The following is a 23,494-nucleotide window of genomic DNA, read 5'->3' as shown; positions in this document are numbered from 1 at the left end:
CTCTCCTTTCTTATAGTCTATCATCGCTGCCGAATTCTGTAGAATCATCATCTTCTTCTATCAATTCGACTTCTTCATTATTTTCATCAAGTAATTTAACATCCAAAGATAATGATTGAAGTTCTTTAATTAAAACTTTGAATGATTCTGGAATTCCTGGTTCAGGAATGTTTTCGCCCTTAATAATAGCTTCGTAAGTTTTAACACGACCTACAACATCATCTGATTTTACTGTTAAAATTTCTTGAAGAGTATGAGCTGCACCATATGCTTCTAATGCCCAAACTTCCATTTCTCCAAATCTTTGACCACCAAATTGAGCTTTACCACCCAATGGTTGTTGAGTTACAAGAGAGTATGGTCCAGTTGATCTAGCGTGGATTTTTTCTGCAACCATGTGATGTAGTTTCAACATATACATGTATCCTACAGTTACTGGGTTGTCGAAGTATTCTCCACTTCTACCATCTCTTAACCAAATCTTTCCTGTCTTTGGATATCCTGCTTCTTCCAAAGCATCTTCTATTTCAATGTCACTTGCACCATCAAATACTGGTGTAGCAACTTTCCAACCTAATTTACTAGCTGCAAGTCCCAAGTGAACTTCAAGTACTTGTCCGATGTTCATACGACTTGGTACCCCTAATGGGTTAAGAACTACTTGAACTGGTGTACCATCTGGTAAGTATGGCATGTCTTCTTCTGGCATAATTCTTGAAACGACACCTTTGTTACCGTGACGACCACACATTTTGTCCCCTACCATGATTTTTCTCTTAGTAGCTACGAATACTCTAACTACCTTGTTAACACCAGGAGATAATTCATCGCCGTTTGCTCTTGAATAAGTTTTAACATCAACAACAACACCTGATTCACCATGAGGAACTCTCAATGAGGTATCTCTTACTTCTCTAGCTTTTTCGCCAAATATAGCTCTCAATAATCTTTCTTCAGCAGATAATTCTGTTTCTCCTTTTGGAGTAACTTTACCAACTAAAATATCTCCTGATTTTACTTCAGCACCAATTCTAATAATTCCTTCATCATCAAGATTCTTTCTCATATCTTCTCCGACATTTGGAATATCTTTAGTGATTTCTTCAGCGCCTAATTTTGTTTCACGAGCTTCTGATTCGTGTTCTTCTATATGAACTGATGTCAATACATCATCAACAACTAATTTTTCGTTTAATAACATCGCATCTTCGTAGTTGTATCCTTCCCAAGTCATGAATGCAATAAGAATGTTCTTACCTAAAGCCATTTCTCCCATGTTTGTACTTGGACCGTCTGCGATTATATCATCAACATCAACCTTGTCCCCTTTATTTACGATAGGTCTTTGGTTGAAAGTTGTACCTTGGTTTGCCTTTTTAAACTTACGAATAGTGTACTTGTCAACTTTTCTATCTTCATCACGAGTTATTTCAATCATATCCGAAGATACCTTAGTAACTGTACCTTTGTGTTTTGCTTTAACTACTACACCAGAGTCCTTAGCAGCTTTATGTTCAATTCCAGTACCGATAATTGGTGCTTGAGTTGCCAACAATGGAACTGCTTGTCTTTGCATGTTTGAGCCCATCAACGCACGAGTAGCATCGTCGTTTTCCAAGAAAGGAATCATAGCTGTACCTACAGATACGATTTGTTGCGGACTAACGTCCATGTAGTCGATAAGTTCTCTTGGATAAATATCATTTTCGCCGTTGATACCACGACCAGAAACTCTTTCATTTATAAATCTAGAATTTTCATCCAATGGTTCGTTCGCTTGAGCAATTATATATTTATCTTCTTCATCAGCAGTCAAATAAACAATATCTTCAGTAACTTCTCCAGTTTCTTTATCAACACGTCTGTATGGAGTTTCTAAGAATCCATATTCATTAGTAGTAGAATAAGTTGTCATGGAAGTTATAAGACCGATGTTTGGTCCTTCTGGTGTTTCTATCGGACAGATTCTACCGTAGTGAGAGTCGTGAACGTCACGAACTTCAACGCCTGCTCTGTCTCTTGACAAACCACCTGGTCCTAAAGCTGACAATCTTCTCTTGTGAGTAAGTTCTGCCAATGGATTTGTTTGTTCCATGAATTGTGACAACTGACTTGAACCAAAGAATTCTTTGATTGCCGCAGTAACTGGACGAACGTTGATTAATGATTGTGGCGTTGCCAAGTCTGGATCTTGTGTACTCATTCTTTCTCTTACAACTCTTTCCATTCTTGATAGACCAATTCTAAATTGATTTTGCAATAATTCACCAATAGTTCTTACACGTCTGTTACCTAAATGGTCGATATCATCAGTTGAACCAATTCCAAAGAATAAATTGAATTCGTAGTTAATGGATGCCAAAATATCTGAATGGATTATATGAATTGGAGATAATTGATGAACATTTTCTTCAATTGCTCTTCTGATTGATTTTTCGTCATCATTTTCTTCCAAGATTTTTTCCATAATAGGATAATAAACTTTTTCTGACAAATTCAAATCAGACAAATCCATATCCAAACCAAAACTATCCAAATCAACAAAGTGGTTACCAATAACACGAACACTTTGACCTTCGTGTCCGATAACATCAACAACATTTATACCTGCGTTTTCGATTTCGATTGCCATTTCTTCAGTAATCAAATCTCCTGCAGTAGCTAATATTTCTCCTGTTGATGTATCCACAACATCTTCTTTTGCTTTTTGATTAGTAATTCTGTCTCTTAAAGATAATTTTTTATTAAATTTGTAACGTCCTACCTTTGCTAAGTCATATCTTCTACTGTCGAAGAACATGTTGTTTATCAAAGGTTCTGCACTTTCTAAAGATGCAGGATCTCCTGGTTTTAATTTCTTATAAATTTCAATTAAAGCACTTTCTCTGTCTTTTGAAATTTCTTTTTCGAGAGTTTTTCTTAAAATTTCAGAATCTCCCATAGCTTCAATTATTTCATCATCAGTGTCAAATAATAAAGCTCTAAGTAATGTAGTAACAGGTAGTTTTCTAGTTCTGTCGATTCTAATATTCACTACACCACTTGCATCAGTATCCATTTCAAGCCAAGCACCTCTGTTTGGAATAACTGTAGATGCGAAGTTGCTGTTACCTGATTTATCAATTTCTTCGGCGAAGTAAACACCAGGACTTCTTACAAGTTGGCTTACAATTACCCTTTCAGCACCATTGATGATAAATGTACCACTGTCTGTCATCAAAGGGAAATCACCCATAAAAACTTCTTGTTCTTTTACTTCTTCTGTGTCGGTGTTAATTAATCTTACTTTCACTTTTAACGGGCAAGAATAGTTAGTATCTCTGTCTTTTGCCTCTTGGATTGTATATTTTGGATTTTCCTCAAAATAATAATCCACAAATTCCAAAACAAGACTTCCCGCATAATCTTTTATAGGACTAATATCTTCAAAAACTTCCTTAATACCTTTTTTTACAAACCAATCGAAACTATCAGTTTGAATACCAATAAGATTTGGAAGTCCCAAAACATTTTCGTTCCTAGAAAAGCTAACTCTGTCCGTTACTCCATACTTTTCAGTATGCATATACTTCACCCCTTATACTATCTTAAACTCCTAAATAATCTACTTTATAGCATAATTATCCATTTTTATACTGTATCTTAGAATTATATAACAACAGTTTTATTTTGTCAATTATTTTTTAAGAAATTTTTGCTACTTCCTAAAATTCAAAATAAAAAAACTCACAAAACAAAAAAATTCATTTTGTGAGCTAAATTTATTTCGTAATTTTTATAATTGTTTTCAAAACTCCATCAGAAATTAATTTGAAATAAAAGATGGAATCTTCAACTAATCTATAAATCTCCACACTTTCATCTAATTTAAGTTCTTTTTTATATAAAACTTCCACTTTTTTAATCGTGTCATCATCCAGATAATTTTCAATCCATTCTATATATCGAGCATTATTCGCGTGATAATTATAATCTATATCTGTTTTTCTTACTGTGTATTCGCCACACTTTTCATAATCTCCGTCTATTAGTTTCAAATCCTTTTGAACAATATCATAACCATCTTCTCTTCCGTAAATCACTCCAAGTTCATCATCTATTCTCATAGGAAGCTTCTTTTCAGGATTAACAAGCAACCATTTTGTTTTAGCTCGTACAATTAGTTTTCCGTTTCTGAAAACATCATAGTTACGAAAAGCGTAGAATTTTCTAGTATAAGTATGGTAAGTTTGAATTGTCAAATCGTCAAACTTTTCGGGCATGTCAGTTATATCAACATCCCATTGATATATAATCCAACTTCCATTCAAATCTTTTAGTTCTTCTTTAAGAATTTCTTCTTGTTTAATGGAACATTCAAGCATATAATCGAATAACTTGTTCAATCTTATTTTTGAATTTGTACCACAAAACACGTTCATAACTTTCGTATTTAAACTAACTTTCATATTACTCCTCTTTTAAAAAGTAACTTTCTCCCATGATAGATTTTTTCTTGGTAATATATCCATCATTGCTAAGTTTATTTAACTTGTCTTCCAATTCACTAACACTCAGTTTTACATTATGTCTTTCTTCGATTATCTTACAAATCCTAAATAAATCAAGAGTTATTGGAAATACGTTATCTTCTTTCAACATTTTAAATAATTCCATATCCGATTCATTTTTCTTTTGAACATTTATTTCCAACATTCGATACATTTCATCAAAAGGATTTTTGAATTTTGGTTGTGTAGTATAAGCCAATCTAATTCTGGCAAACAATGTTTTTCCGATTTGAGCTTGAGAGATAAATACATCACCATTTGATAGATATGGAAGTCTTCGTATTTCTTCTGAGGACAAATCAGTTTCTTTTCTGATAACTTCAAGGTCTTTTTCGGTTGAAATTCTAAAAATAAACTTTGTGGACAACTGTGCAATTGTAGTCTGTTCGATTGCAGCCATTCTTTGCGATGCTAATATTAGGAACACTCCGTATTTTCTACCTTCTTGGGCAATCTCCTTAATTATTCTTCTTATAACAGATATTTGATCGCTGCCACAGAAATTGTGAGCTTCATCAAAAACCATACAAATAATCGGAAAATATTCGTTTGTCATAGCATCTACATATCTTCTTCTTTTTCTGTAGCAAGAATTCACTGCGTAGGATGCGTACAAGTTAAGCATCTTTTGCGTACCCTGAATTATAACTGTTTTGCCATCTTTTAACGCTTCGAAAAGCTTTTGTGAAGTGTTCAAAAATATATCTGTATTCAGTAATCTATTAAATCTTCTGATAACAGCTTGTAGTGAATCCACATTTACAAGTTGTGAAAATCTTTCATAGTATCCCGTCGTGTCATCTTCCTTATCAGACAAGGCTGTGGATATTGTTGTCAAATAACCCAAAAAAGCATTTGCACTGGATTGAGTGATGGAGTCTTTGTCAATGATAGCTTCATAAGCAGATTTCATGGATTCTGTGAGTTCTCCTTGTGTTTCTATCAAACTTATAAGCTCATATCTGTTCAAATCGGGAAAATTAATTCCCAAATCTTCCCCAACTTTTAAAACTTCAAATTTGCCAGAAAAATCTATCCCGTAATTTTCCATAGTTCTATCTCTAAAAACCATTTGATTGTGTGGATCAAACACTATCGTAGGAACAGATTTTTTCATTAGCTCTTCAATTACTACTCTCAGCCCGTATGATTTACCAGATCCTGATCCTCCAAAAATACCAATATGCGGATATTCAATCATGTTGTAGTAGTTAAATAAATACACCAATTCTTCTTGATTGTGAACTTTTTGATTAGAATCCATGATTTTAAGCAAATTTTTGTATTCAACAGGACATGTTTTATAAATCTCTTCAGTATTTTTTATAATTCCTATTTCAAGTGATTTGTCAATTGTACCAGAATAAAACAAGTGTTTAATCTCATCGAACTTTGGTTTTCTAACTGTTGATCCTGCTTCAATCGCAAACGCTGGATCGTCCATCACTCTGAATTTGTAAATGTATTTGATCCCTTCAGAAATGTTGTATCCTACTGCTTGAAGTTTTAGAATTTGTTCTTTGGTTATATAAGAATCAGCAGTGTTTGACTCCATAAATTCATTAACACTGTGAGTTTCTGTGACTTGACACAAAATATCCCCTTGTTTGATATCTTCCACAATCATATACTCATTGATTCTAAGTCTATCGTATTTACTAGCTACAAAACATTCGATTTGGTCGGTCATTCCGACTACTCTAAAATCTAAATCATTCATTATATAACTCTTTTACTCCTTTGAGATCTAAATATCGATTGGTACATTTCTGTATCCAAGTATTTCTTCGCCAATATTTCAGCTTGTTTGTTGTCAATCCTAGTTTTCTTGTCAACCAAATCCAACAAAAATGGCACTCCTCTTGTATTTTCATCTGACATCGTAAGCACAAAAGAAATTATTTCATCAAAATCATTCATGTTTTGTGACGGAATGTCGATAGCTATTACGCAAGGATCCTTGGAAGTTCTGATGAAAGCTTGTTCTATATTGTACTCTTCTTTTCTAGATTTATGGTTTTCTACAACAAACCCTTCATTCATATCTAATGCATTGAACAACGCTTCTCTGTCGAAAAGCATCCCCACATTATTATCACTTTCGTTAAACGTGTTCATTATAATCTTCGTACTTATTTCTTCGACAACTCCAACTAATAAAACATGTTCCTCATAACAAAGATCGACCAAATCTTTATATAAGTCTTCCGCTTCAAGACTATATCTCATTAAAGTTCCGTCCATCATAAGTATTTTTACATCATGATTTTTTACAGCTTCAATCGCTACAGCAAGTTCTGTAGCACACAATTTTTCTTTGGAGATTTGGAACTGGTCACGTTCTGAAAATTCATCCACCAATGGACACAAAATATCCGCTTTAACCAAAGGTTCTTGATCAGAACTTAGAAGAGCCAAAGATTGAAAAAACTCCACATAATTAGGATAATTTGCACCGATTCGATTAACAGAGCCATCTACAACGCAAATACTACCTGATTTTTTAATTTCTTTTAACTTATTAACATCAAATCTATCATAAACTTTGATGTTCCCAATCTCATTTGTAACTAAATTTCTTACATCTTTTCTGTTTAATCGAGAGACATTTTTTCTATTTTTAAGTCTCTCATTTAAATGAGAGACTTCATCTATTAAATCTTTTGAAATCATAATTCTAAACTCTCTTTGTAAACATCATTTTTCTTCAAACCGTAAACATCGCTCACAATCTTCACTGCTTGTTTTTTTGACATTCCATCATTAATAAGTTCTGTAAGTTTTTCTTTTACATCTATATCTTCATTATCTTCAACGAGTTTGTCGATTACAATTACAAATTCACCTTTTACAGTTTCGTTCTTCAACATTTCGATAACTTCAGCACAAGTCCCTTTCATAACGGACTCGTAAATTTTAGTAAGCTCTCTTAAAACACAAATTTTTCTATCTCCCAAAAACTCACTGAGTTCTTCGACTGTCGCCTCAATTCTATGGACTGATTCGTATATTATTGTAGTCATAGTAGCGTTTTTGATTTGTTCGTAAAACTTATTTTTGTCAGAATTTTTCCTTGGCACGAATCCCAAGAATGCAAATTGCAAACTATCGAATCCACTTCTCACCAAAGCAGTTATTGCAGCACTTGCACCTGGCAGCACTTCAATGTCAACATCACGATCAATAGCTTTTTCCAGTAAAATTTGTCCTGGATCACTAATAGAAGGCATTCCCGCATCACTTACTACTGCGCAATTTATATTCTCCAACAAAATTTTGTCGATAATTTCTTCTGATCTACTTTGTTCGTTGTGTTTATGATAACTTACAAGAGGCGTTTTGATGTCATAATAATTCAGTAGTTTCGATGTGTTTCTGGTATCTTCACAATAAATCACATCCACATTTTTCAAAACATCTAACGACCTCAAAGTTATATCAGCCAAGTTCCCAATAGGAGTAGGCACGACGTAAATTTTAGACTTTTTTAATTCCATATATATTCATCACTTCTTCCGTGTAGTCTTCGTCATTATAAATAATCAGATTTTTCTCAAAAGTTAAGAATGGTTTCTGATTTTTCACAAATTGTATCATGACAAGATTGGGCTTATCGTCAATTCTCGATTGCACAAACCTAATTCTCTTTGCTTCCATATTATGTTTTCTACTAATACTTAACACATCGACCAATCTCTCACATCTATTTATCATAAATAAAGACCTATTAGATTTGAGCTTCAACTTTGCAAATTCAAATAAATCTTCCAATTTCATCTCATTATCGTATCTCGATGTGTGAAAATTAGTATTCTTGTTAGAAATACCGTGGCCATTTTTTTGATAAGGAGGGTTAACTATTATATTGTCGATTGAATCGTTTTTGATGTAGACACTTTTAAAATCGTCATTGATAACTTCGACATTTGCCATATTATTAATCTCAATGGTTTCAGCCAACATATCTGCAACATCTTTTTGAATTTCAATTCCGATGCATTTTGACAAATTATACATTGCATTACATCTCAACATCAATATTCCTGTCCCACAGCCAATATCAATTAGATTCGTGCCTTTTTTCATTTTTGCAAAATCTGTAAGTAAAATGGAATCAATCGTAAAAGAAAATTTCTCATCATCAGCAATTATTTTTAAATCTGTTTTTGGTATAAAATGTTCTCTTTTCATATTAAAAAAATAGACCACTCAAAAATGAGTAGTCTAATTCTCCCCTAAAATTAGCAGTCTTGATGTGGAGCATCTACTGGACATACGTCAGCACAAGAACCACAATCGATACATGCGTCTTGATCAATTGTATAAATGTCCCCTTCAGAAATACAATCTACTGGACATTCAGGTTTACATTGTCCGCAAGCGATACAATCGTCAGAAATTTTATAAGCCATATTGCTTTACCCCCTTGTAATTTTAGAGCGTATTATGTATTTATGCTCTACATTCATTATTACACAATATTTAAATAAATGCAAGTGCTTAATGACATTTATGATTACAACCACCGCATTTATTAAAATCAATTAATTCGTCGACATTCACTTGAACTAATTCTTCAGTTTGATCCTCTGTCATGACTTTTACCTTTACAGATTCCAAAAGAGTATTAGTTTCAGTAACAACGCCCTCTCCCAGCTCAGTAGTAACTTTTTGACCAACACGTGGCATTTTCTTTAATTTGCATTCATAGCCTTCTTGCTCATAATTCAAACAGCACATAAGTCTTCCACAAAGCCCACTGATTTTTGAAGGATTGAGAGATAATGATTGATCTTTTGCCATTTTGATACTAACTGGATTGAAATTTCTCATATATCTGTTGCAGCAGCATCTTTGGCCACAAGGACCAATTCCTCCTGCAATCTTCGCTTGATCCCTCACTCCAATTTGTCTCAATTCTATTCTGATTCTAAAAATTCTGGCTAATTCTTTTACTAATTCCCTGAAATCAACTCTTTCATCTGAAGTAAAATAAAAAATAACCTTATTGTTATCAAATGTATATTCACAGTCCACTAATTTCATATCCAAGCCGAATTCTTTTACCTTTTCTTTGCAGACTTCGATAGATTCCTTAGCTTTCTTCTTATTTTCCATATAAATATAATCATCTGCACTATCAGCCAATCTTATGATTGGTTTAAGATCAGACGATAATTCTTTTTCATTAATTTCAAAATTTTCTTTTACAACAACCCCATACTCAATACCACGAGCAGTCTCTACAATTACATGATCTCCTAGTTTATATTGAAGATTATTGGAGTCGAAGTAATACACTTTACCAGCTTGTCTAAAACTAACACCAGTTACATCAAGCATAGTTTTCCTCCATTATATACAATAAAAGCTCTTCCATAGAAAGCTCAAAATTCGCATTAACTTTAAAATATCCTCTTACAGACTCAATCTTGTCCAAAGTATCTACTATGATTCTCTCATTAGCCTTTGGATATTTACTGTACAATTTAACGAAATCTTTGTTCAAAGAAGACCCGTCCTTAGTCTTCACAAACTTCAGAAACGACGAATAAAACTCCATCAAAAAATCAAACAACACATCTGTCTCTTTTTGAAAATCTGACAAATATTCCTTAGAATCCAACATCGTCAGAAGATTTTGTCCCATAGATTTATCCAAAATGTCCAAAGCTATCGTATAATCAAATTTTTCATTTTCTCTTTCACTTAGATAATTAATTACTTGGCATCTGGAAATAATAGTTTTGAGAAGTTTATTTTTATTGTCTGTAAGTAATATAAAATACACAAAAGGCTTTGGCTCTTCCAAATTTTTTAGAAGAGCGTTAGAAGCCTCCATTCTCATCAAATCAGCCTGTTTTATCAACACGACCTTGTTATTAGATTCAAAAGGCTTTGTGGATACAAATTTTGAAATATCTCTGATTTTCTCTATGGTTATAGAATTTTTCTCAGGTTCTATTACCAATAAATCAGTTAATTTATCCCTATCAAACTTCAACTTCAAATTTGAGTTACTAACAAGCAAATTGTATATCAAAGCCTCAGCATCATAATTTATTTCGTTTAAATTCTCACCATATAGTAAATATTGGTTAGAAATTTTATTATTATTGATTTGATTTATCAAAGTTTTGTTTTTCGGTAACATTAAAACTTTTTAAAATCCTCTAAATCCATAACGAAAATATTAGCCTTTGATTCATTATCAGACTCAATATCATTTTCGTCACATACTTTTTTAATTAAATCTAAAATAGATTGTTCTTTTTCCACATCAGTACCAATCAACGTTGTAGTATTTCCTTTTTTCAAAAAACCACCTGTTGATGATAATTTAGTAGAAGAAATTTTATTCTCCAACAATTCTTTTGAAAGAATATGACTCAAGTCATCTTCCATAATTACAACTATAAGTTTCATAAAATCACCTAAAATCTCAAATACTTATCTACTTCTAGTAAAAATACAGTAGCTCCACCTACCATAACCTCTACAGGATATGATATGTAGTTAGTTCCTGGCATACTAACAGAAAGCATTGAAGTTGTAGTTTCTCTTGATTTGCAATCATTTTCAATGATTTCCAAACATTTATCTACATTTTCATCTTCAGTACCTATTAACAAAGTGCTGTTTCCTGTCTTCAAAAATCCGCCAGTTGAAGCCAACTTTGTAATTCTAAAACCAGCTTCAGTAAGATCTGCATTTAAATTATATACATCTTGATCTTGAACAATTGCAACAACTAGTTTCATAAAACATTTCTCCTTTTTAAAACTTTTATACATTGATTAAATACGTCTTCTACAGATTGAGTTGCATCAATAATTTCTATATTCTTTTCAGAATTTAGAATCTCTTTATATCCATTATATACCCTTTCATGGAAATTATTACCCTCTTTTTCAAGTCTATCTGCCGTATCCAAAGAAGATTTTCTCTTCAAAGTAGTAATAGGATCTACATCGAAAAACAAAACGAAATCAGGAAACACTCCATTTATAGCAAATTCGTTAATTTTTCTAACATTTTCAATTCCTAAATCTCTTCCTACACCTTGGTATGCAAGAGAAGATATAAGAAATCTGTCACACAAAACAATTTTATTTTCGTTTAATGCAGGTAGAATTGTTTCTTCAACATGTTGTGCCCTAGAAGCCGCATATAACAAAGCTTCCGTTCTATAACCCATTTCGGTGTTTTCAGTATCAAGTATCAAATTTCTGATCTTTTCAGCAATGGGACTTCCACCAGGTTCTCTAGTTTTAATTACATCGTAATTATTTTCGATTAAATAATCGTAAACTTTTTGAATTATGGTTGATTTCCCACTGCCATCTGGACCTTCAAAAGTAATAAACATATTTTATCCTATAAAAAAAGCGAGTTAACTCGCTTTATTTTTTCTATTTATTATTCTGCGTCTTCTTCTTCAGTTTCGCCAACTGTTGGAACATCTGCAGATACTTCTTCATCTTCATCATCAATTACTTCTTCTTTTGGTTCAGATAATGAACATACTGCTTCTGTTTCGTCTTCAAGAACTGTTATGTCAGCATTTTTGAATACGTCCAAGTCTTTTACTTCTAAAGTATCACCAATTTGCATATCGATAACTGATACAACAGCTTCGTTTGGTAAGTTCTTTGGTAAACATTCGATTTCGACTTCGTCTAATAATTGCATCAATACAGATGGTTGAACTCTGATTTCATCTCTTCCTTCTAATACAACTGGAATAGTAAAGTTTGCAACTTCTCCCATTTTGATTGCTTTGAAATCAACGTGAACATATTGATTTTTAAATGGATGCTTTTGAACTTCTCTTATAATTACAGTGTGATCTTCACCATCAACTTTAACATCGATTAAGCTTGAAGTTCCTGCCATTAAGTGAACTTTTCTTAATTCTTTTTCATCAACACATACATTAATTGGTTCTAAGTCTTTTCCGTAAATAACTCCTGGAACCATTTCTTTTACTCTTAATTTTCTAACTGCATTAGAGCCAACTTTGTCTCTTTTTTGCATATCTAATTTATAGTTAGTCATTTATTTTCCTCCTAAGTAATCTAAAATCTCTATTAATTATACCAAATAAGTGATTTCTTCGCAACAAATTTAATATTTTAGTTGATAATTTCTTGCTAGATAATAAAGTAATATAAAAACAAAATAATCAATCCCGGAACTCCAAAAATACCGACAATTAACATATCAAGCAAATTATATGGAATATGCATATTAAAAAAACTTAAGAAAATATTTAAAATAAAAATTCCCACAAAACCAGAAAGGGCATGCATCCCCAATTTAAAAGAAATCTTAAAGAATAACGCCAAAATTGCAACGCTAATTAATACAATAATAATTGTAGCTGTGCTCATTAAAATCAACTCCTCTTGTTTATTTAAATAATTTTTTGGGTATAAACCATTGTGAATGAAAATAAAATTATAAGGAGGTCTATAACATGGACAAAAGACAAGAAACAACATTTGGAAACAACCCTGTGACATTATTAGGAACTAAAGTAAACGTAGGTGATAAAGCTCAAGATTTCACTTGCTTAAACGCAGAATTAAAACCAGTAAAATTATCTGATTACGACGGAAAGAAAAAATTAATTTCTGTAGTACCATCAATTGATACTGGCGTTTGCGAATTCCAAACAAAAGAATTCAACAAAAAAGCTAGTGAATTTGACAACACAATTATATTTACAATTAGCTGTGATTTACCATTTGCACAATCAAGATTCTGTGCAGCTGAAGGAATCGACAACCTATTAGTCCTAAGCGATCACAAAGATTTAGATTTTGGTTTGAAATATGGTTTCGTTATGGAAGAATTCCGTCTTCTTAACAGAGGTATTGTAATACTAGATGAAAACAACGAAGTTATATACGTTGAATACGTAAAAGAAAATACAAATCATCCTGATTACGACAAAGCTATAGAAGCCTTAAAATCACTTTAATAAATTATACCATACAAAAAATCGATAATACTTTCGAAAAGTATACAAAATATTAAAGATTAATAAACAAAAATCTCGTAACCGATATAACCGATTACGAGATTTTTTTATTTAAATTAGATTTTGTATTTATTCATATTTTTACCGGCAATCATAACCGTTGATAAATTGTGAAGGAGTGCCGATGAAGTATTGGTCAATATTCCCATAACTCCTAATATTATCAAAGTTGAATTGAATCCTACGATTTGTCTATAATCAGAATCAATTCTTTTTTTCATTGCTTTTGATAATTTTACAACATCAACAAGCCCTTCTAAGCTGTCTGATCCAATCGAAATATCCGAGATTTCCTTCGCAATATCTGCTCCTTGATGCATTGAAATTCCCACATCTGCGCTAGATAATGCAACAGAGTCGTTAATACCATCGCCAATCATTACAACCTTATTGCCCTTTTCTTTTTCTTGCAAAATATAGTTTTGCTTATCTTCAGGTAAAACTTGTGATTGATAATAATCCAAATCCAATAGTGAAGCAACACTGTGAGCAGAATTTTCTGCATCGCCAGTTAACATCGTGATGTTTGTAAACGACAAATCTCTCAATGATTTTACAACATCACAAGCCTCATCTCTTAGAGGATCTTCAATACAAATTACAGCGATTAATCTACCGGCAAATGCCAAGTACAATAGCGAATAATCTTCTTTTAATTTATCTATAATTTGTTTTGTTTCATCATTAATTTTTATTCCCTCATCATCAAGAATAAAATGTTCAGATCCAATCAAGGCATCCTTGTCAACAATCTTAGTTCTGATTCCATGAGCAACAATGTACTCTGGTTTAGAGTGCATTTCTTCGTGCTTCAAATTTTTATGCTTTGCGTGTTCAACCACAGCTTTAGCAATCGAATGTGGGAAATGTTCTTCAAGACAAGCCGCTATTCTTAAGCACTCATTTCCCGAAATTTTATCGAGAGCTATTACTTTTGCTACTCTTGGCTCAGATTTTGTCAACGTACCAGTTTTGTCAAACACGATTGTATTTGCTTCAGACAAGTTTTCCAAATATTTTCCGCCCTTTACAAGGATTTTTTCTTCAGATGCTTGACTAATCGCCTTCATTACGGCAATTGGAATAGTTAATTTTAATGCACATGAGAAATCCACCATTAAGAAGGACTTAGCTTTTTGAAGATTTCTTGTGAATAAATAAGTCAATGCTGCGCCTATAAATGAATACTTCACAAGACTATCAGCCGTGTTCTCAGCTTTCTTTTGAGCGAGTGACTTGTTCTTTTCACTTTCTGAAATCAAACTGATAATATGAGATAATCTTGAATCATCGTGTTTTTTCGCCGTTTCGATTAGAATAGAACCTTCTTCAATTGCAGTTCCAGCAAATACAACACTACCCGACGTTTTCTTGACAGGATTTGATTCTCCAGTGAATGAAGATTCGTTAACCATGGCAACACCCTTGATTACTTTCCCATCAACAGGAATGCTATTACCCATTTCAACTTCTACAATATCTCCAATTTCAACATCTTTAATATTTTTAATGATTTTTTCGTCATTTTCAATGACAAATACATTATCGATATTCAAAGCCAAAGAATGTGCCAAATTTTCTTGAGATTTTTTCATTGTATAATCTTCTATTTCTTCACCTAATCCCAACAAGAACATAATATTCGCAGCATCTGCAAATTGTCTTGTTGCAAGAGATACTGAAATAGCTGTTGCATCCAACAATTCAACATTTAGTTTTCTATTGAGTAAAGATTTGATTCCATTTTTTATGAACGGATAAGCTCTAAAGAACAATGCAACTGTTCCGATTGGAGCAGGAAGCATATATTTGAAAAAGATTCTTCGATACATCGCATTTCTCAGAATATCAAACAAATCATTTTCTGATTGTGCTTGAAAATCTACATTATCTATTGATGTATTCTCAATTGTATCCATATCTAAATCAAGAATAAACTTCGCCAATTTCGAAACACAGTTTTCATCATAATTAACAGTAATAGAATTAGTAAGAAGTGAAATCTTGCATGATTTCACTCCACTAACTTCTTCTATACAATATTTAAGTTTATTAAGATTTTCTTTTTTTAAATTATCTTCATAAACAAAACGGCATCTGCCCTTTATTCTGTGGGCTATTGACGCTCTCATTATTTATTTTCTTCCTCTTTTTTATCTTCAACTTTTTCTTCAGTTTTTTCTTCTTGTTCTTCAGCTACTTTATCGATGTCCATTTCATCGTTTTTCTTGGCTTCTTCTTTTTCTTCTCTTTCTTTTACATCTTTTGCTTCTGCAATAACATCCTCTGCAGAAACTCTAATATTTTCAACAGTTTTATCGATAGATTCTTTAACTTTTAATCCTCCAACAACTGTACTAACAGCAGCTTTTTTAGCTAGCTTTGAATTTAAAACTTTTCCACCAATAGCTCCTGCTATTATTCCTGCACCTACGCTAATTATTTTTTTGTTTATCATAATATACCTCCATAATTTTATACATTAAAATATTTGTAAGTTTTTACATAAAATTTACAATTTCTTTATATTCTATCTCACCATTATTATACAATTTTTTTCTTAAAAATATAAGTGTTTTCTTCGATTTTTTACTTTTTAATAAAAAAAGAACTAATCTATTTGTCCTAGATTAGATCTCATTTGTTTATATTTAATTTTTTTATTTTAGCATATCCAAAATATATTCTTTTTCTACCATACCTACAGTAGATTTTATGATTTCTCCATCTTCAAATACCAAAATTGTAGGAATACTCATTACTTTGTATTTTCTGGAAATTTCTTGTGCTCCATCTACATTTAATTTACAGATTTTGATGTTTTCGTCTTTGTTTTCTTTATCAATCTCTTCAATTATTGGAGCAAGTCCTTGGCATGGTCCACACCAATCCGCATAGAAATCTACCAAAATTTTGCCTTTAGATTGAATTACTTCTTCATCAAAGTTTTCATTGTTTAAATAAATCATATTTCACCTCTAATTATTGTTATCATTGTTGTCGTTGTTGTCGTTATTTCTGTCATTTTGATTATTATTTTGTCCATTATCTTCAGAATTTTGATTGTTATTTCTCTTTTTGTCAGAGTTTTCTGAGTTTTCGTTATCAGAATTATCTCTGTTATTATTTGAGTTTTCACTATCCGATTTTCTCTCAGAGTTTTCTTCAGAATTTGATGGTTCTTTTTCTTCGTTGTTTTGTTTGTCGCTATCTTCTTTCTTGTTGTCTGTATTTGTTACATTTTCATCAGCAACTTTAAGGTATTCTTCCAATGTCAAATTTTGATCGTGTAGAATTTTAGCCAAATCAATCCCAACATATCTGAAATGCCATGGAGCAAAGCTTAACCCTGTGATGTCTTTCTTTCCTTCAGGATATCTCAATACGAAACCGTATTTATAAGCATTGTCCATCAACCACTTGTATTCTTTTGATTTTGAGAAATCTAATTTGTATTTAAGTGTGTAATCTTCACCTATCAAATCATAAGCAAGTCCTGTTTGATGTTCAGAAGTACCAGCTTTTACAAATTTTACATCTTCTACATCTTCTAACTTAGATTGTTGTTCGAATGATCTATAATCGCTAACACTTCTTAGTATTACGCCGTCTTTGTTTGCATCATTAACCATTAATGTAAAAGATTTACGAGCGTCTTCATCAATACCTGGATCGTAATCTGATGGCAATGTGTAGTCACTGTTTACAATCAAAACTCCTTTTATTACTTTGAATTGATTTTTGTTTTCTATATCTGACAAATCAGATTTTAAAATATATCCTTTTTTGCCATTATACACTACGTATGAGAAATCTCCTTGATCTGAGTAATACTTTACATATGCATTGTTAGGGATTTGTTCAAGGACAGTGGATACTTTTTCGCTCTTTTCATACAAATTAGTCATTTTATTTGTCTTTGAGAACTTAACTAATGATTGAACAATCGGTTGTGGTTTTACTGGTGTTTGGTTAGTTATTGTTGTTTGTTGTTTTGGTTTTGCGTTATTTTTATTTGCAACTTTCTTAACCGCAAAAACTATTAAAAGTATCAAAACTATTGCCACGATTGCGGAAATAATTCTTCTTCTTCTCAACTTTTTCTGTCTAGCTATTCTTTTTTGTCTGGCTATTCTTTTTCTTTCCATTTCAACCATTTCTGGGGTCAAAACTATTGTTTTGCCCATGTCTTGTTCATGATTGTAACTATTTCTTTGTCGTCTCATTTCTCTACGATTTTTCTCGGCGTTTTTCTTTCTGCGTCTCATTTCGCTTTCTGAAACCCTGCCGCTTGAAATATCGTATTTTTTATTAATATCACTGTAACTTGATTTTCTTTTCTTGTCAGCCATATTCCACCTCTTTTATTGATGTTCTACATCCGGAGTATAATTTGGTACGATCTTTTGCAATTGTTCTACAATTACTAACTTAGAGTTTTGTTCTGTAGTTTTCTTCAAATCTACTAAGTCGTCAGATAATTTTTCTATATCGTGAACCACCGGTTCTTCTACAAATATCATATCATATTTTGTCTTACTTATATTATTAGCTTCAATCAAAGTTTCTTCATAAAGTTTTTCTCCAGGTCTAAGTCCCGTAAATTCTATCTTGATGTCTTTGTCCAATTCCAAACCTGATAACTTTATCAATTTTTTAGCCAAATCTACTATTTTTACAGGATCTCCCATATCTAACACAAATATTTCTCCACCTTCTGCCATTGCTCCAGCTTGCATAACAAGTTGACAAGCTTCAGGAATTGTCATGAAATATCTAATGATGTCCTTGTGGGTAACAGTAACTGGTCCACCTTCTTGAATTTGCTTTTTGAATAGTGGAATTACTGAACCATTTGATCCAAGCACGTTTCCAAATCTAACTGCTACATACTCTGTTTTAGAAATTTGATTTTTAGATTGTACTAATAGCTCACAAATTCTCTTGGTGCAACCCATTACAGATGTAGGATTAACCGCCTTATCTGTAGATATTAATACGAATTTCTTGACGTTATGAATATCGCAACAATCTATTATATTTTTCGTTCCAAATACATTGTTCAAAACAGCTGCTTGTGGTGAATGTTCCATCAAAGGAACGTGTTTGTGAGCTGCAGCATGGAACACAACATCTGGTTTGTGAATTCCAAAAATCGCATTCATTCTATCGAAGTTTCTTATAGATTCTATAATAACATCAATTGGTGCATCAGGATCATTTCTCAAAATTTCATTTTGTATATCATAAGTAGTGTTTTCATAGATATCAATCATCGCCAATTTTTTTGGTTTATATTTTAATATTTGTCTACAAAGCTCACTACCTATTGATCCACCTGCTCCAGTTACCATTACGACTTTATCGTTCAAAAATTCATTAAGAATTTCTTTATCCAATACTACTTGGTCACGTCCAAGCAAGTCTTCGATTTGAACATCTCTTAAATCTTTCAAATCAACCTTGGAATCTATAAATTCATAATAGCCAGGCATTATTTTAACTTTTGCATTAAGTTTTTCGCATTCATTAAGAATTTGTTTCTTTCGTTCTGAATCTATAGTTGGTATCGCTAAAACAATTTCTTCAACGTTGTACTCATGTGCCTTTTTAACAATATCACTTGTGTCACCAACAACCGGAACTGAAGATATGCTTTTGTTTATTTTAGTATTGTCATCGTCGATTATACACACAGGTTTGGATTTCATTTCAGGGTGATTTAACATTTCACGAACAACCAAAACACCTGCAGCACCTGCTCCTATTACCATTGAATTAACTTGTCCTTCGATAGTTTGTACGACCGATGATTTTTTATCAGTTTGAGTTCTTGCAATCATACGAACTATTAAAATCAAAATAACTTCAAAAACAAGCGCAATCAAAAAGCTTGATCTTGGCAGAGTTGATTTTACTAAAATCAAAAACAATGAAGAGCCAACACTTGCAATAGCAGTGTACACACCAGCTTTTAAGTAGTCTTCAAATGTTGCATACCTCCACATTACCTTGTACATTTTGAAAATAAAAAGTATTAAAATTTGTATTATTGTAACTACAACTGCGTATTTAAGATAGTAACTCATATACCTTGGCGGAACTTGTCCGTCAAATCTTAAAAGTAAACCTACAATATACGATATATTAATGATTATAGCATCTAAAATTCCCAATACTATGTTTCTGTATTTATTCATTTTAACTCCTCTGACAAATATTACTTATCGTATTCATTATACCATAAATACAAGATAAAATTATTTGGAAAATGACTTTTATCGCTTAAATCTCAACTCTCCAATTAAAGTTATCTTCAATCTTTCCAAATTGTAAATTAGTTAATGTTTCATAAACGTGAAGGCTAGTTTTTCCGATTTGGCCATCGTTAATAATCATTTCATATTCATCATACAATAGCTTCCCAACTGGACTGATAACAGCAGCAGTTCCGGTTCCAAATATTTCTAGAAGCTCTCCATTTTTGTAATAATCTTTGATATCGTCAATAGAAATTCTTTCTTCTGAAACTTCCATACCTTCGTATCTTAGTAATTCGATAACAGATTTTCTAGTTATTCCTTCCAAAATACTTCCGTTAATCATTGGCGTTATAACTTTGTCTTTTAGCACAAAGAATATATTCATGGCACCGACTTCTTCGATGTATTTTCTTTCCACACCGTCTAGCCATAAAACTTGTGAATAGCCCCTGTCGTGAGCAATATCTTGGCTTTTCATACTAGCAGCATAATTTCCACCAGTTTTTGCCATTCCCATTCCGCCTCTTACAGCTCTCACATAATCTTTTTCTACATAAATACTAACAGGGCTCAAACCATTTTTGTAATAAGATCCACTTGGAGAAGCTATTATGATAAGTTTGTATTGGCTACTAACTTTTACTCCTAATTGTGCATCAGTTGCAATGATAAAAGGTCTGATATACAATGAGCAACCTTCTTCTTCAGGTATCCAATCTCTTTCCAAATCGACAAATTTGTACAAATATTTCAAAACTTTTTCTTCATCGATTTGTGGAATACACAATCTATCATTGCTTTTATTTAATCTTTTTAAATTTTCTAATGGTCTAAACAAATATACTTTGCCGTCATTTTTATAAGCTTTCATCCCTTCAAAAACAGTTTGTCCATAATGAAAGACCATAGAAGAAGGATCAAGACAAATATTTTGATATGGAATTATCCTTTCATCGTGCCAACCATTTTCTTTGTCATAATCTATTACTAACATGTGATCTGTAAATATTTTTCCAAATCCCAATTCTTCACTATTAGAGTATTTTTGCTTCGGTGTTGTTGTTTTTTCGATTTTTAAACTCATTTATATCTCCTTATATGTAAAAAAAGCTACCATCAAGGTAGCTTAATTTTGTCTTATTCAGCACTGTATGGTAATAGTGCAACTTGTCTAGCTTTTTTGATAGCATCAGTTATTTGTCTTTGATGTTTTGCGTTTAATCCAGTTACTCTTCTTGGTAAAATCTTACCTCTTTCGCTGATATAGTTTTTAAGCATATTAACATCTTTGTAATCAATAACTTTTGTTTTATCCTTTTGGAATGGATCTATCTTTTTTCTAGGTCTAAATCTTCTTTGCATATCTTTAAAACCTCCTACTATTAGAATGGAAGTTCGTCAATATCAGTCGGAACTGCATTGTCTCCCATTCCGAAATCGTCATTACTCTTATGAATATCGTTTGAATTTTGGAAATTATTGTTTTGGAAAGAATTATTGTTGAATGACTGGTTATTGTTGTAACCTTGATAGTTACCTGAATTTGGTTGTGAATTACTTGATTCAACAAAATCAAATTGATCGACAATTACATCAGTTGTATAAATTCTTTGTCCTTGTTGGTTTTCATAAGATCCCGTTTGAATGTGACCTGTAATCGCAATTCTATTTCCTTTGTGGAAATATTGTCCAATAACTTCTGCAGTCCTTCCAAAAGCAACGCAATTGATAAAATCCGCAGTTGGTTGATTGTTGTTTTCAGCTTCCATTCTTTTCTCTTTAGATAATCTTCTATCTACAGCAACACTAAATCTAGCGTTAGCTAATTGAGTATTCGCTGAATATCTCACTTCAGGGTCTCTTGTCAATCTACCCATCAAACTAACATTATTCAAAACATTTCCTCCTCTTACGATTATTGTTCGTCTACTCTAACAACCATGTATCTAATGATTTGGTCGAATAATCTACATCTTCTTTCGATTTCCTTAACAAATTGTGGATCTAAATCGAAGTTTACAATATAATAGTATCCTTCTTTGATGTAGTTAATTTCATAAGCTAATTTTCTTTTTCCCCAATCGTGAACTTCTTCAAGTTTACCATTTTCGTCAATTACTTGTTGAATTCTTGAAAATACAGTATTTCTGTCTTCTTCTGATAATTCTGGCTTAAAGATTAGCACTAATTCATATTTGTTCATATGACACCTCCTTGTGGTCTATTTGGCTCCTATACCGGAGCAAGGATTTACCTATATATATTACCATAATCTTATAATAATTACAACAAATTACAAAAATTTTCTTGTAAAATTTTTCCTGTTAATTTTTGTATTTTAATTGCCACATTTTTTATATCTGTGATAATATATTATAAAGTTTAAAAATAAGGAGGAACCTTATGGAGAAGAAATTTATACCAGAAGTAAAATCTAATTTAAGAAATAGAATGGTACATATTCCAGAAGCAATGTACAAGGCAACTGGAATAACAGTTTTAGGAAAAAGAATCAAAACTCTTGTCTTCACAACAGACATTGCAATAATTAATAATACAAACGGTCATGCGATAATGGCAGTGTATCCTTTCACACCAACATTGGCAATCACAAATGCTATTATAATGTCCTCCAGTCTTCCCGTTTTTGCCGGAGTCGGCGGTGGAATCACATCTGGGATTAGAAGTATAAATATGGCATTACAAGCAGAAATGTTAGGAGCTTACGGAGTAATAGTAAATGCACCAATGAAAAATGAGACTATTGTTCAGATGAAAAAAGTTCTAGACATTCCTATTGTAGCTACAATCGTATCTGCATATGATGACATCGAAGGAAAAATAAATTCTGGTGTGGATATTTTAAATGTATCTGGTGGAAAGAAAACTGCATTTTTAGTTGAAGAAATTAGAAAAAAAGTTGGATATGAATTCCCAATAATTGCTACAGGCGGCGACAATGAACAAAATGTTATAGATACAATAAATGCTGGAGCAAATGCTTTAAGTTATACTCCGCCAACATCAGGAGAAATTTTTCACAAAGTTATGGCAAATTACAGACAAGATATGAAGGAGAAACAAGATGACTAATAAATCAAATACAAAAGAACTTATAAAAATCGCTTTATTTAGTGCTCTAATAATAATTGGATCATATATAATTATCCCTCTATTCCCAGTTCCTATATCACTACAAAGTTTGTTTGCAATAGCATCTGGATATTATTTAAGTAAAAAATACGCAAATATGTCAGTTTTATTATATATTATACTTGGTCTTATAGGTCTTCCTGTTTTTGCTGGAGGAAAAGGTGGTTTGCAGGCAATATTTTCACCAAGCTTTGGTTATATACTTGGCTTTTTAGCACAAACTTTTTATGTTAAATACAAAAAACGAAACTTATCTAAGATAAATCTTTTTATTATGTTCATGGTGTCATCAATTATAATTTACGCTTTTGGTGTCGCATACATGGGAATATTTTTCAAATTATCCAACAAACAATTTGATTTGTGGAAATTATTGTTTACTGGTATGATAGTTTTCTTACCTGGAGATATGCTAAAAGCATTGGTTTTTAGTTTCGTAACAAAAAGAATAGAAAAATACATTTAAAAAAGTCATACAAATT

General features: G+C 32.0%; 26 protein-coding genes. 3 read left to right on the top strand and 23 right to left on the bottom strand.

Annotation, left to right across the window (positions count from 1 at the left end):
• Positions 1 to 10 precede the first annotated feature (10 nt).
• The 14 genes from rpoB to ACU68W_RS06680 all read right to left on the bottom strand — a co-directional run bounded on the left by rpoB (position 11) and on the right by ACU68W_RS06680 (position 12,943).
• On the bottom strand, positions 11 to 3,565 hold the full coding sequence (gene rpoB / locus ACU68W_RS06745; protein WP_094208859.1) for a DNA-directed RNA polymerase subunit beta: 3,555 nt from the start codon (positions 3,563 to 3,565) through the stop codon (positions 11 to 13).
• A 196-nt stretch (positions 3,566 to 3,761) separates the two neighbouring features.
• Entirely contained in the window at positions 3,762 to 4,448 is a 687-nt protein-coding gene (locus tag ACU68W_RS06740) for an acyl-[acyl-carrier-protein] thioesterase (protein WP_094208860.1), read from the bottom strand.
• 1 nt (position 4,449) lies between these two features.
• On the bottom strand, positions 4,450 to 6,270 hold the full coding sequence (locus tag ACU68W_RS06735) for an ATP-binding protein (RefSeq protein WP_446756314.1): 1,821 nt from the start codon (positions 6,268 to 6,270) through the stop codon (positions 4,450 to 4,452).
• Positions 6,270 to 7,223, bottom strand: a complete 954-nt coding sequence (locus tag ACU68W_RS06730) for a DNA double-strand break repair nuclease NurA (protein ID WP_094208862.1) — start codon at positions 7,221 to 7,223, stop codon at positions 6,270 to 6,272. Before ACU68W_RS06730 ends, ACU68W_RS06735 begins: the two co-directional genes overlap by 1 nt.
• Positions 7,220 to 8,047 carry a 16S rRNA (cytidine(1402)-2'-O)-methyltransferase gene (rsmI, locus tag ACU68W_RS06725; protein ID WP_446756313.1) on the bottom strand — a complete coding sequence of 276 codons (828 nt, stop codon included), beginning with the start codon at positions 8,045 to 8,047 and terminating at the stop codon, positions 7,220 to 7,222. The genes ACU68W_RS06730 and rsmI overlap by 4 nt, the downstream gene beginning before the upstream one ends.
• Complete coding sequence (locus ACU68W_RS06720; protein WP_094208985.1) at positions 8,028 to 8,741, bottom strand: tRNA1(Val) (adenine(37)-N6)-methyltransferase; 714 nt, start codon at positions 8,739 to 8,741, stop codon at positions 8,028 to 8,030. The genes rsmI and ACU68W_RS06720 overlap by 20 nt, the downstream gene beginning before the upstream one ends.
• Positions 8,742 to 8,791: 50 nt before the next feature.
• Positions 8,792 to 8,962 carry a DUF362 domain-containing protein gene (locus tag ACU68W_RS06715; RefSeq protein WP_002835022.1) on the bottom strand — a complete coding sequence of 57 codons (171 nt, stop codon included), beginning with the start codon at positions 8,960 to 8,962 and terminating at the stop codon, positions 8,792 to 8,794.
• Between the two features lie 88 nt (positions 8,963 to 9,050).
• Positions 9,051 to 9,893, bottom strand: coding sequence for a PSP1 domain-containing protein (locus ACU68W_RS06710; protein WP_094208864.1), 843 nt, complete (start codon positions 9,891 to 9,893; stop codon positions 9,051 to 9,053).
• The gene (locus tag ACU68W_RS06705) at positions 9,886 to 10,704 is read right to left on the bottom strand and encodes a DNA polymerase III subunit delta' (RefSeq protein WP_094208865.1); all 819 of its coding nucleotides are present in this window, start codon (positions 10,702 to 10,704) and stop codon (positions 9,886 to 9,888) included. The genes ACU68W_RS06710 and ACU68W_RS06705 overlap by 8 nt, the downstream gene beginning before the upstream one ends.
• A complete protein-coding gene (locus ACU68W_RS06700) occupies positions 10,704 to 10,976 on the bottom strand; it encodes a cyclic-di-AMP receptor (RefSeq protein ID WP_094208866.1) in 273 nt (90 codons plus the stop codon). The genes ACU68W_RS06705 and ACU68W_RS06700 overlap by 1 nt, the downstream gene beginning before the upstream one ends.
• A gap of 8 nt (positions 10,977 to 10,984) precedes the next feature.
• The gene (locus tag ACU68W_RS06695) at positions 10,985 to 11,311 is read right to left on the bottom strand and encodes a cyclic-di-AMP receptor (protein ID WP_002837271.1); all 327 of its coding nucleotides are present in this window, start codon (positions 11,309 to 11,311) and stop codon (positions 10,985 to 10,987) included.
• A complete protein-coding gene (tmk, locus tag ACU68W_RS06690; RefSeq protein WP_094208867.1) occupies positions 11,308 to 11,919 on the bottom strand; it encodes a dTMP kinase in 612 nt (203 codons plus the stop codon). Before tmk ends, ACU68W_RS06695 begins: the two co-directional genes overlap by 4 nt.
• A 50-nt stretch (positions 11,920 to 11,969) precedes the next feature.
• Positions 11,970 to 12,608 carry a 50S ribosomal protein L25 gene (locus ACU68W_RS06685; RefSeq protein WP_094208868.1) on the bottom strand — a complete coding sequence of 213 codons (639 nt, stop codon included), beginning with the start codon at positions 12,606 to 12,608 and terminating at the stop codon, positions 11,970 to 11,972.
• 95 nt (positions 12,609 to 12,703) lie between these two features.
• Positions 12,704 to 12,943, bottom strand: a complete 240-nt coding sequence (locus ACU68W_RS06680; protein WP_094208869.1) for a pro-sigmaK processing inhibitor BofA family protein — start codon at positions 12,941 to 12,943, stop codon at positions 12,704 to 12,706.
• 86 nt (positions 12,944 to 13,029) lie between these two features.
• On the opposite strand from ACU68W_RS06680, the gene tpx reads away from it, so the two are divergent.
• Positions 13,030 to 13,536, top strand: a complete 507-nt coding sequence (gene tpx / locus ACU68W_RS06675) for a thiol peroxidase (protein WP_094208870.1) — start codon at positions 13,030 to 13,032, stop codon at positions 13,534 to 13,536.
• A gap of 116 nt (positions 13,537 to 13,652) precedes the next feature.
• On the opposite strand, the gene ACU68W_RS06670 is transcribed toward tpx, so the two are convergent.
• From ACU68W_RS06670 to rpsF, 9 genes are all read right to left on the bottom strand, one after another.
• Positions 13,653 to 15,728, bottom strand: coding sequence for a heavy metal translocating P-type ATPase (locus tag ACU68W_RS06670; RefSeq protein ID WP_094208871.1), 2,076 nt, complete (start codon positions 15,726 to 15,728; stop codon positions 13,653 to 13,655).
• On the bottom strand, positions 15,728 to 16,054 hold the full coding sequence (locus tag ACU68W_RS06665) for a DUF6110 family protein (RefSeq protein WP_094208872.1): 327 nt from the start codon (positions 16,052 to 16,054) through the stop codon (positions 15,728 to 15,730). Before ACU68W_RS06665 ends, ACU68W_RS06670 begins: the two co-directional genes overlap by 1 nt.
• Before the next feature lie 202 nt (positions 16,055 to 16,256).
• Entirely contained in the window at positions 16,257 to 16,565 is a 309-nt protein-coding gene (gene trxA / locus ACU68W_RS06660) for a thioredoxin (RefSeq protein ID WP_094208873.1), read from the bottom strand.
• Positions 16,566 to 16,574: 9 nt separating this feature from the next.
• Positions 16,575 to 17,948 (bottom strand): D-alanyl-D-alanine carboxypeptidase family protein, encoded by a 1,374-nt coding sequence (locus ACU68W_RS06655; protein WP_446756312.1) that lies wholly within the window; start codon positions 17,946 to 17,948, stop codon positions 16,575 to 16,577.
• A 12-nt stretch (positions 17,949 to 17,960) separates the two neighbouring features.
• Positions 17,961 to 19,796: a polysaccharide biosynthesis protein gene (locus tag ACU68W_RS06650; RefSeq protein ID WP_094208875.1), complete on the bottom strand. Its 1,836-nt coding sequence runs from the start codon at positions 19,794 to 19,796 to the stop codon at positions 17,961 to 17,963.
• 85 nt (positions 19,797 to 19,881) lie between these two features.
• On the bottom strand, positions 19,882 to 20,943 hold the full coding sequence (locus tag ACU68W_RS06645; RefSeq protein WP_094208876.1) for a branched-chain amino acid aminotransferase: 1,062 nt from the start codon (positions 20,941 to 20,943) through the stop codon (positions 19,882 to 19,884).
• 53 nt (positions 20,944 to 20,996) lie between these two features.
• Positions 20,997 to 21,221 (bottom strand): 30S ribosomal protein S18, encoded by a 225-nt coding sequence (gene rpsR / locus ACU68W_RS06640; protein ID WP_002835041.1) that lies wholly within the window; start codon positions 21,219 to 21,221, stop codon positions 20,997 to 20,999.
• A gap of 20 nt (positions 21,222 to 21,241) precedes the next feature.
• The gene (locus ACU68W_RS06635; protein WP_002835042.1) at positions 21,242 to 21,754 is read right to left on the bottom strand and encodes a single-stranded DNA-binding protein; all 513 of its coding nucleotides are present in this window, start codon (positions 21,752 to 21,754) and stop codon (positions 21,242 to 21,244) included.
• A gap of 20 nt (positions 21,755 to 21,774) precedes the next feature.
• Positions 21,775 to 22,062, bottom strand: a complete 288-nt coding sequence (gene rpsF, locus ACU68W_RS06630) for a 30S ribosomal protein S6 (RefSeq protein ID WP_002835043.1) — start codon at positions 22,060 to 22,062, stop codon at positions 21,775 to 21,777.
• Between the two features lie 200 nt (positions 22,063 to 22,262).
• On the opposite strand from rpsF, the gene ACU68W_RS06625 reads away from it, so the two are divergent.
• Together ACU68W_RS06625 and ACU68W_RS06620 are read left to right on the top strand one after the other, a co-directional pair.
• A complete protein-coding gene (locus tag ACU68W_RS06625; protein WP_094208877.1) occupies positions 22,263 to 22,952 on the top strand; it encodes a hydrolase in 690 nt (229 codons plus the stop codon).
• Positions 22,945 to 23,478, top strand: a complete 534-nt coding sequence (locus tag ACU68W_RS06620; protein WP_094208878.1) for a biotin transporter BioY — start codon at positions 22,945 to 22,947, stop codon at positions 23,476 to 23,478. Before ACU68W_RS06625 ends, ACU68W_RS06620 begins: the two co-directional genes overlap by 8 nt.
• Positions 23,479 to 23,494: the final 16 nt, after the last annotated feature.

The sequence above is a fragment of the Finegoldia sp. P2-F-LR genome (assembly GCF_052932265.1).
The sequence above is the reverse complement of the archived record's forward strand: the minus strand, read 5'-3'. Positions and strand labels throughout refer to the sequence as shown.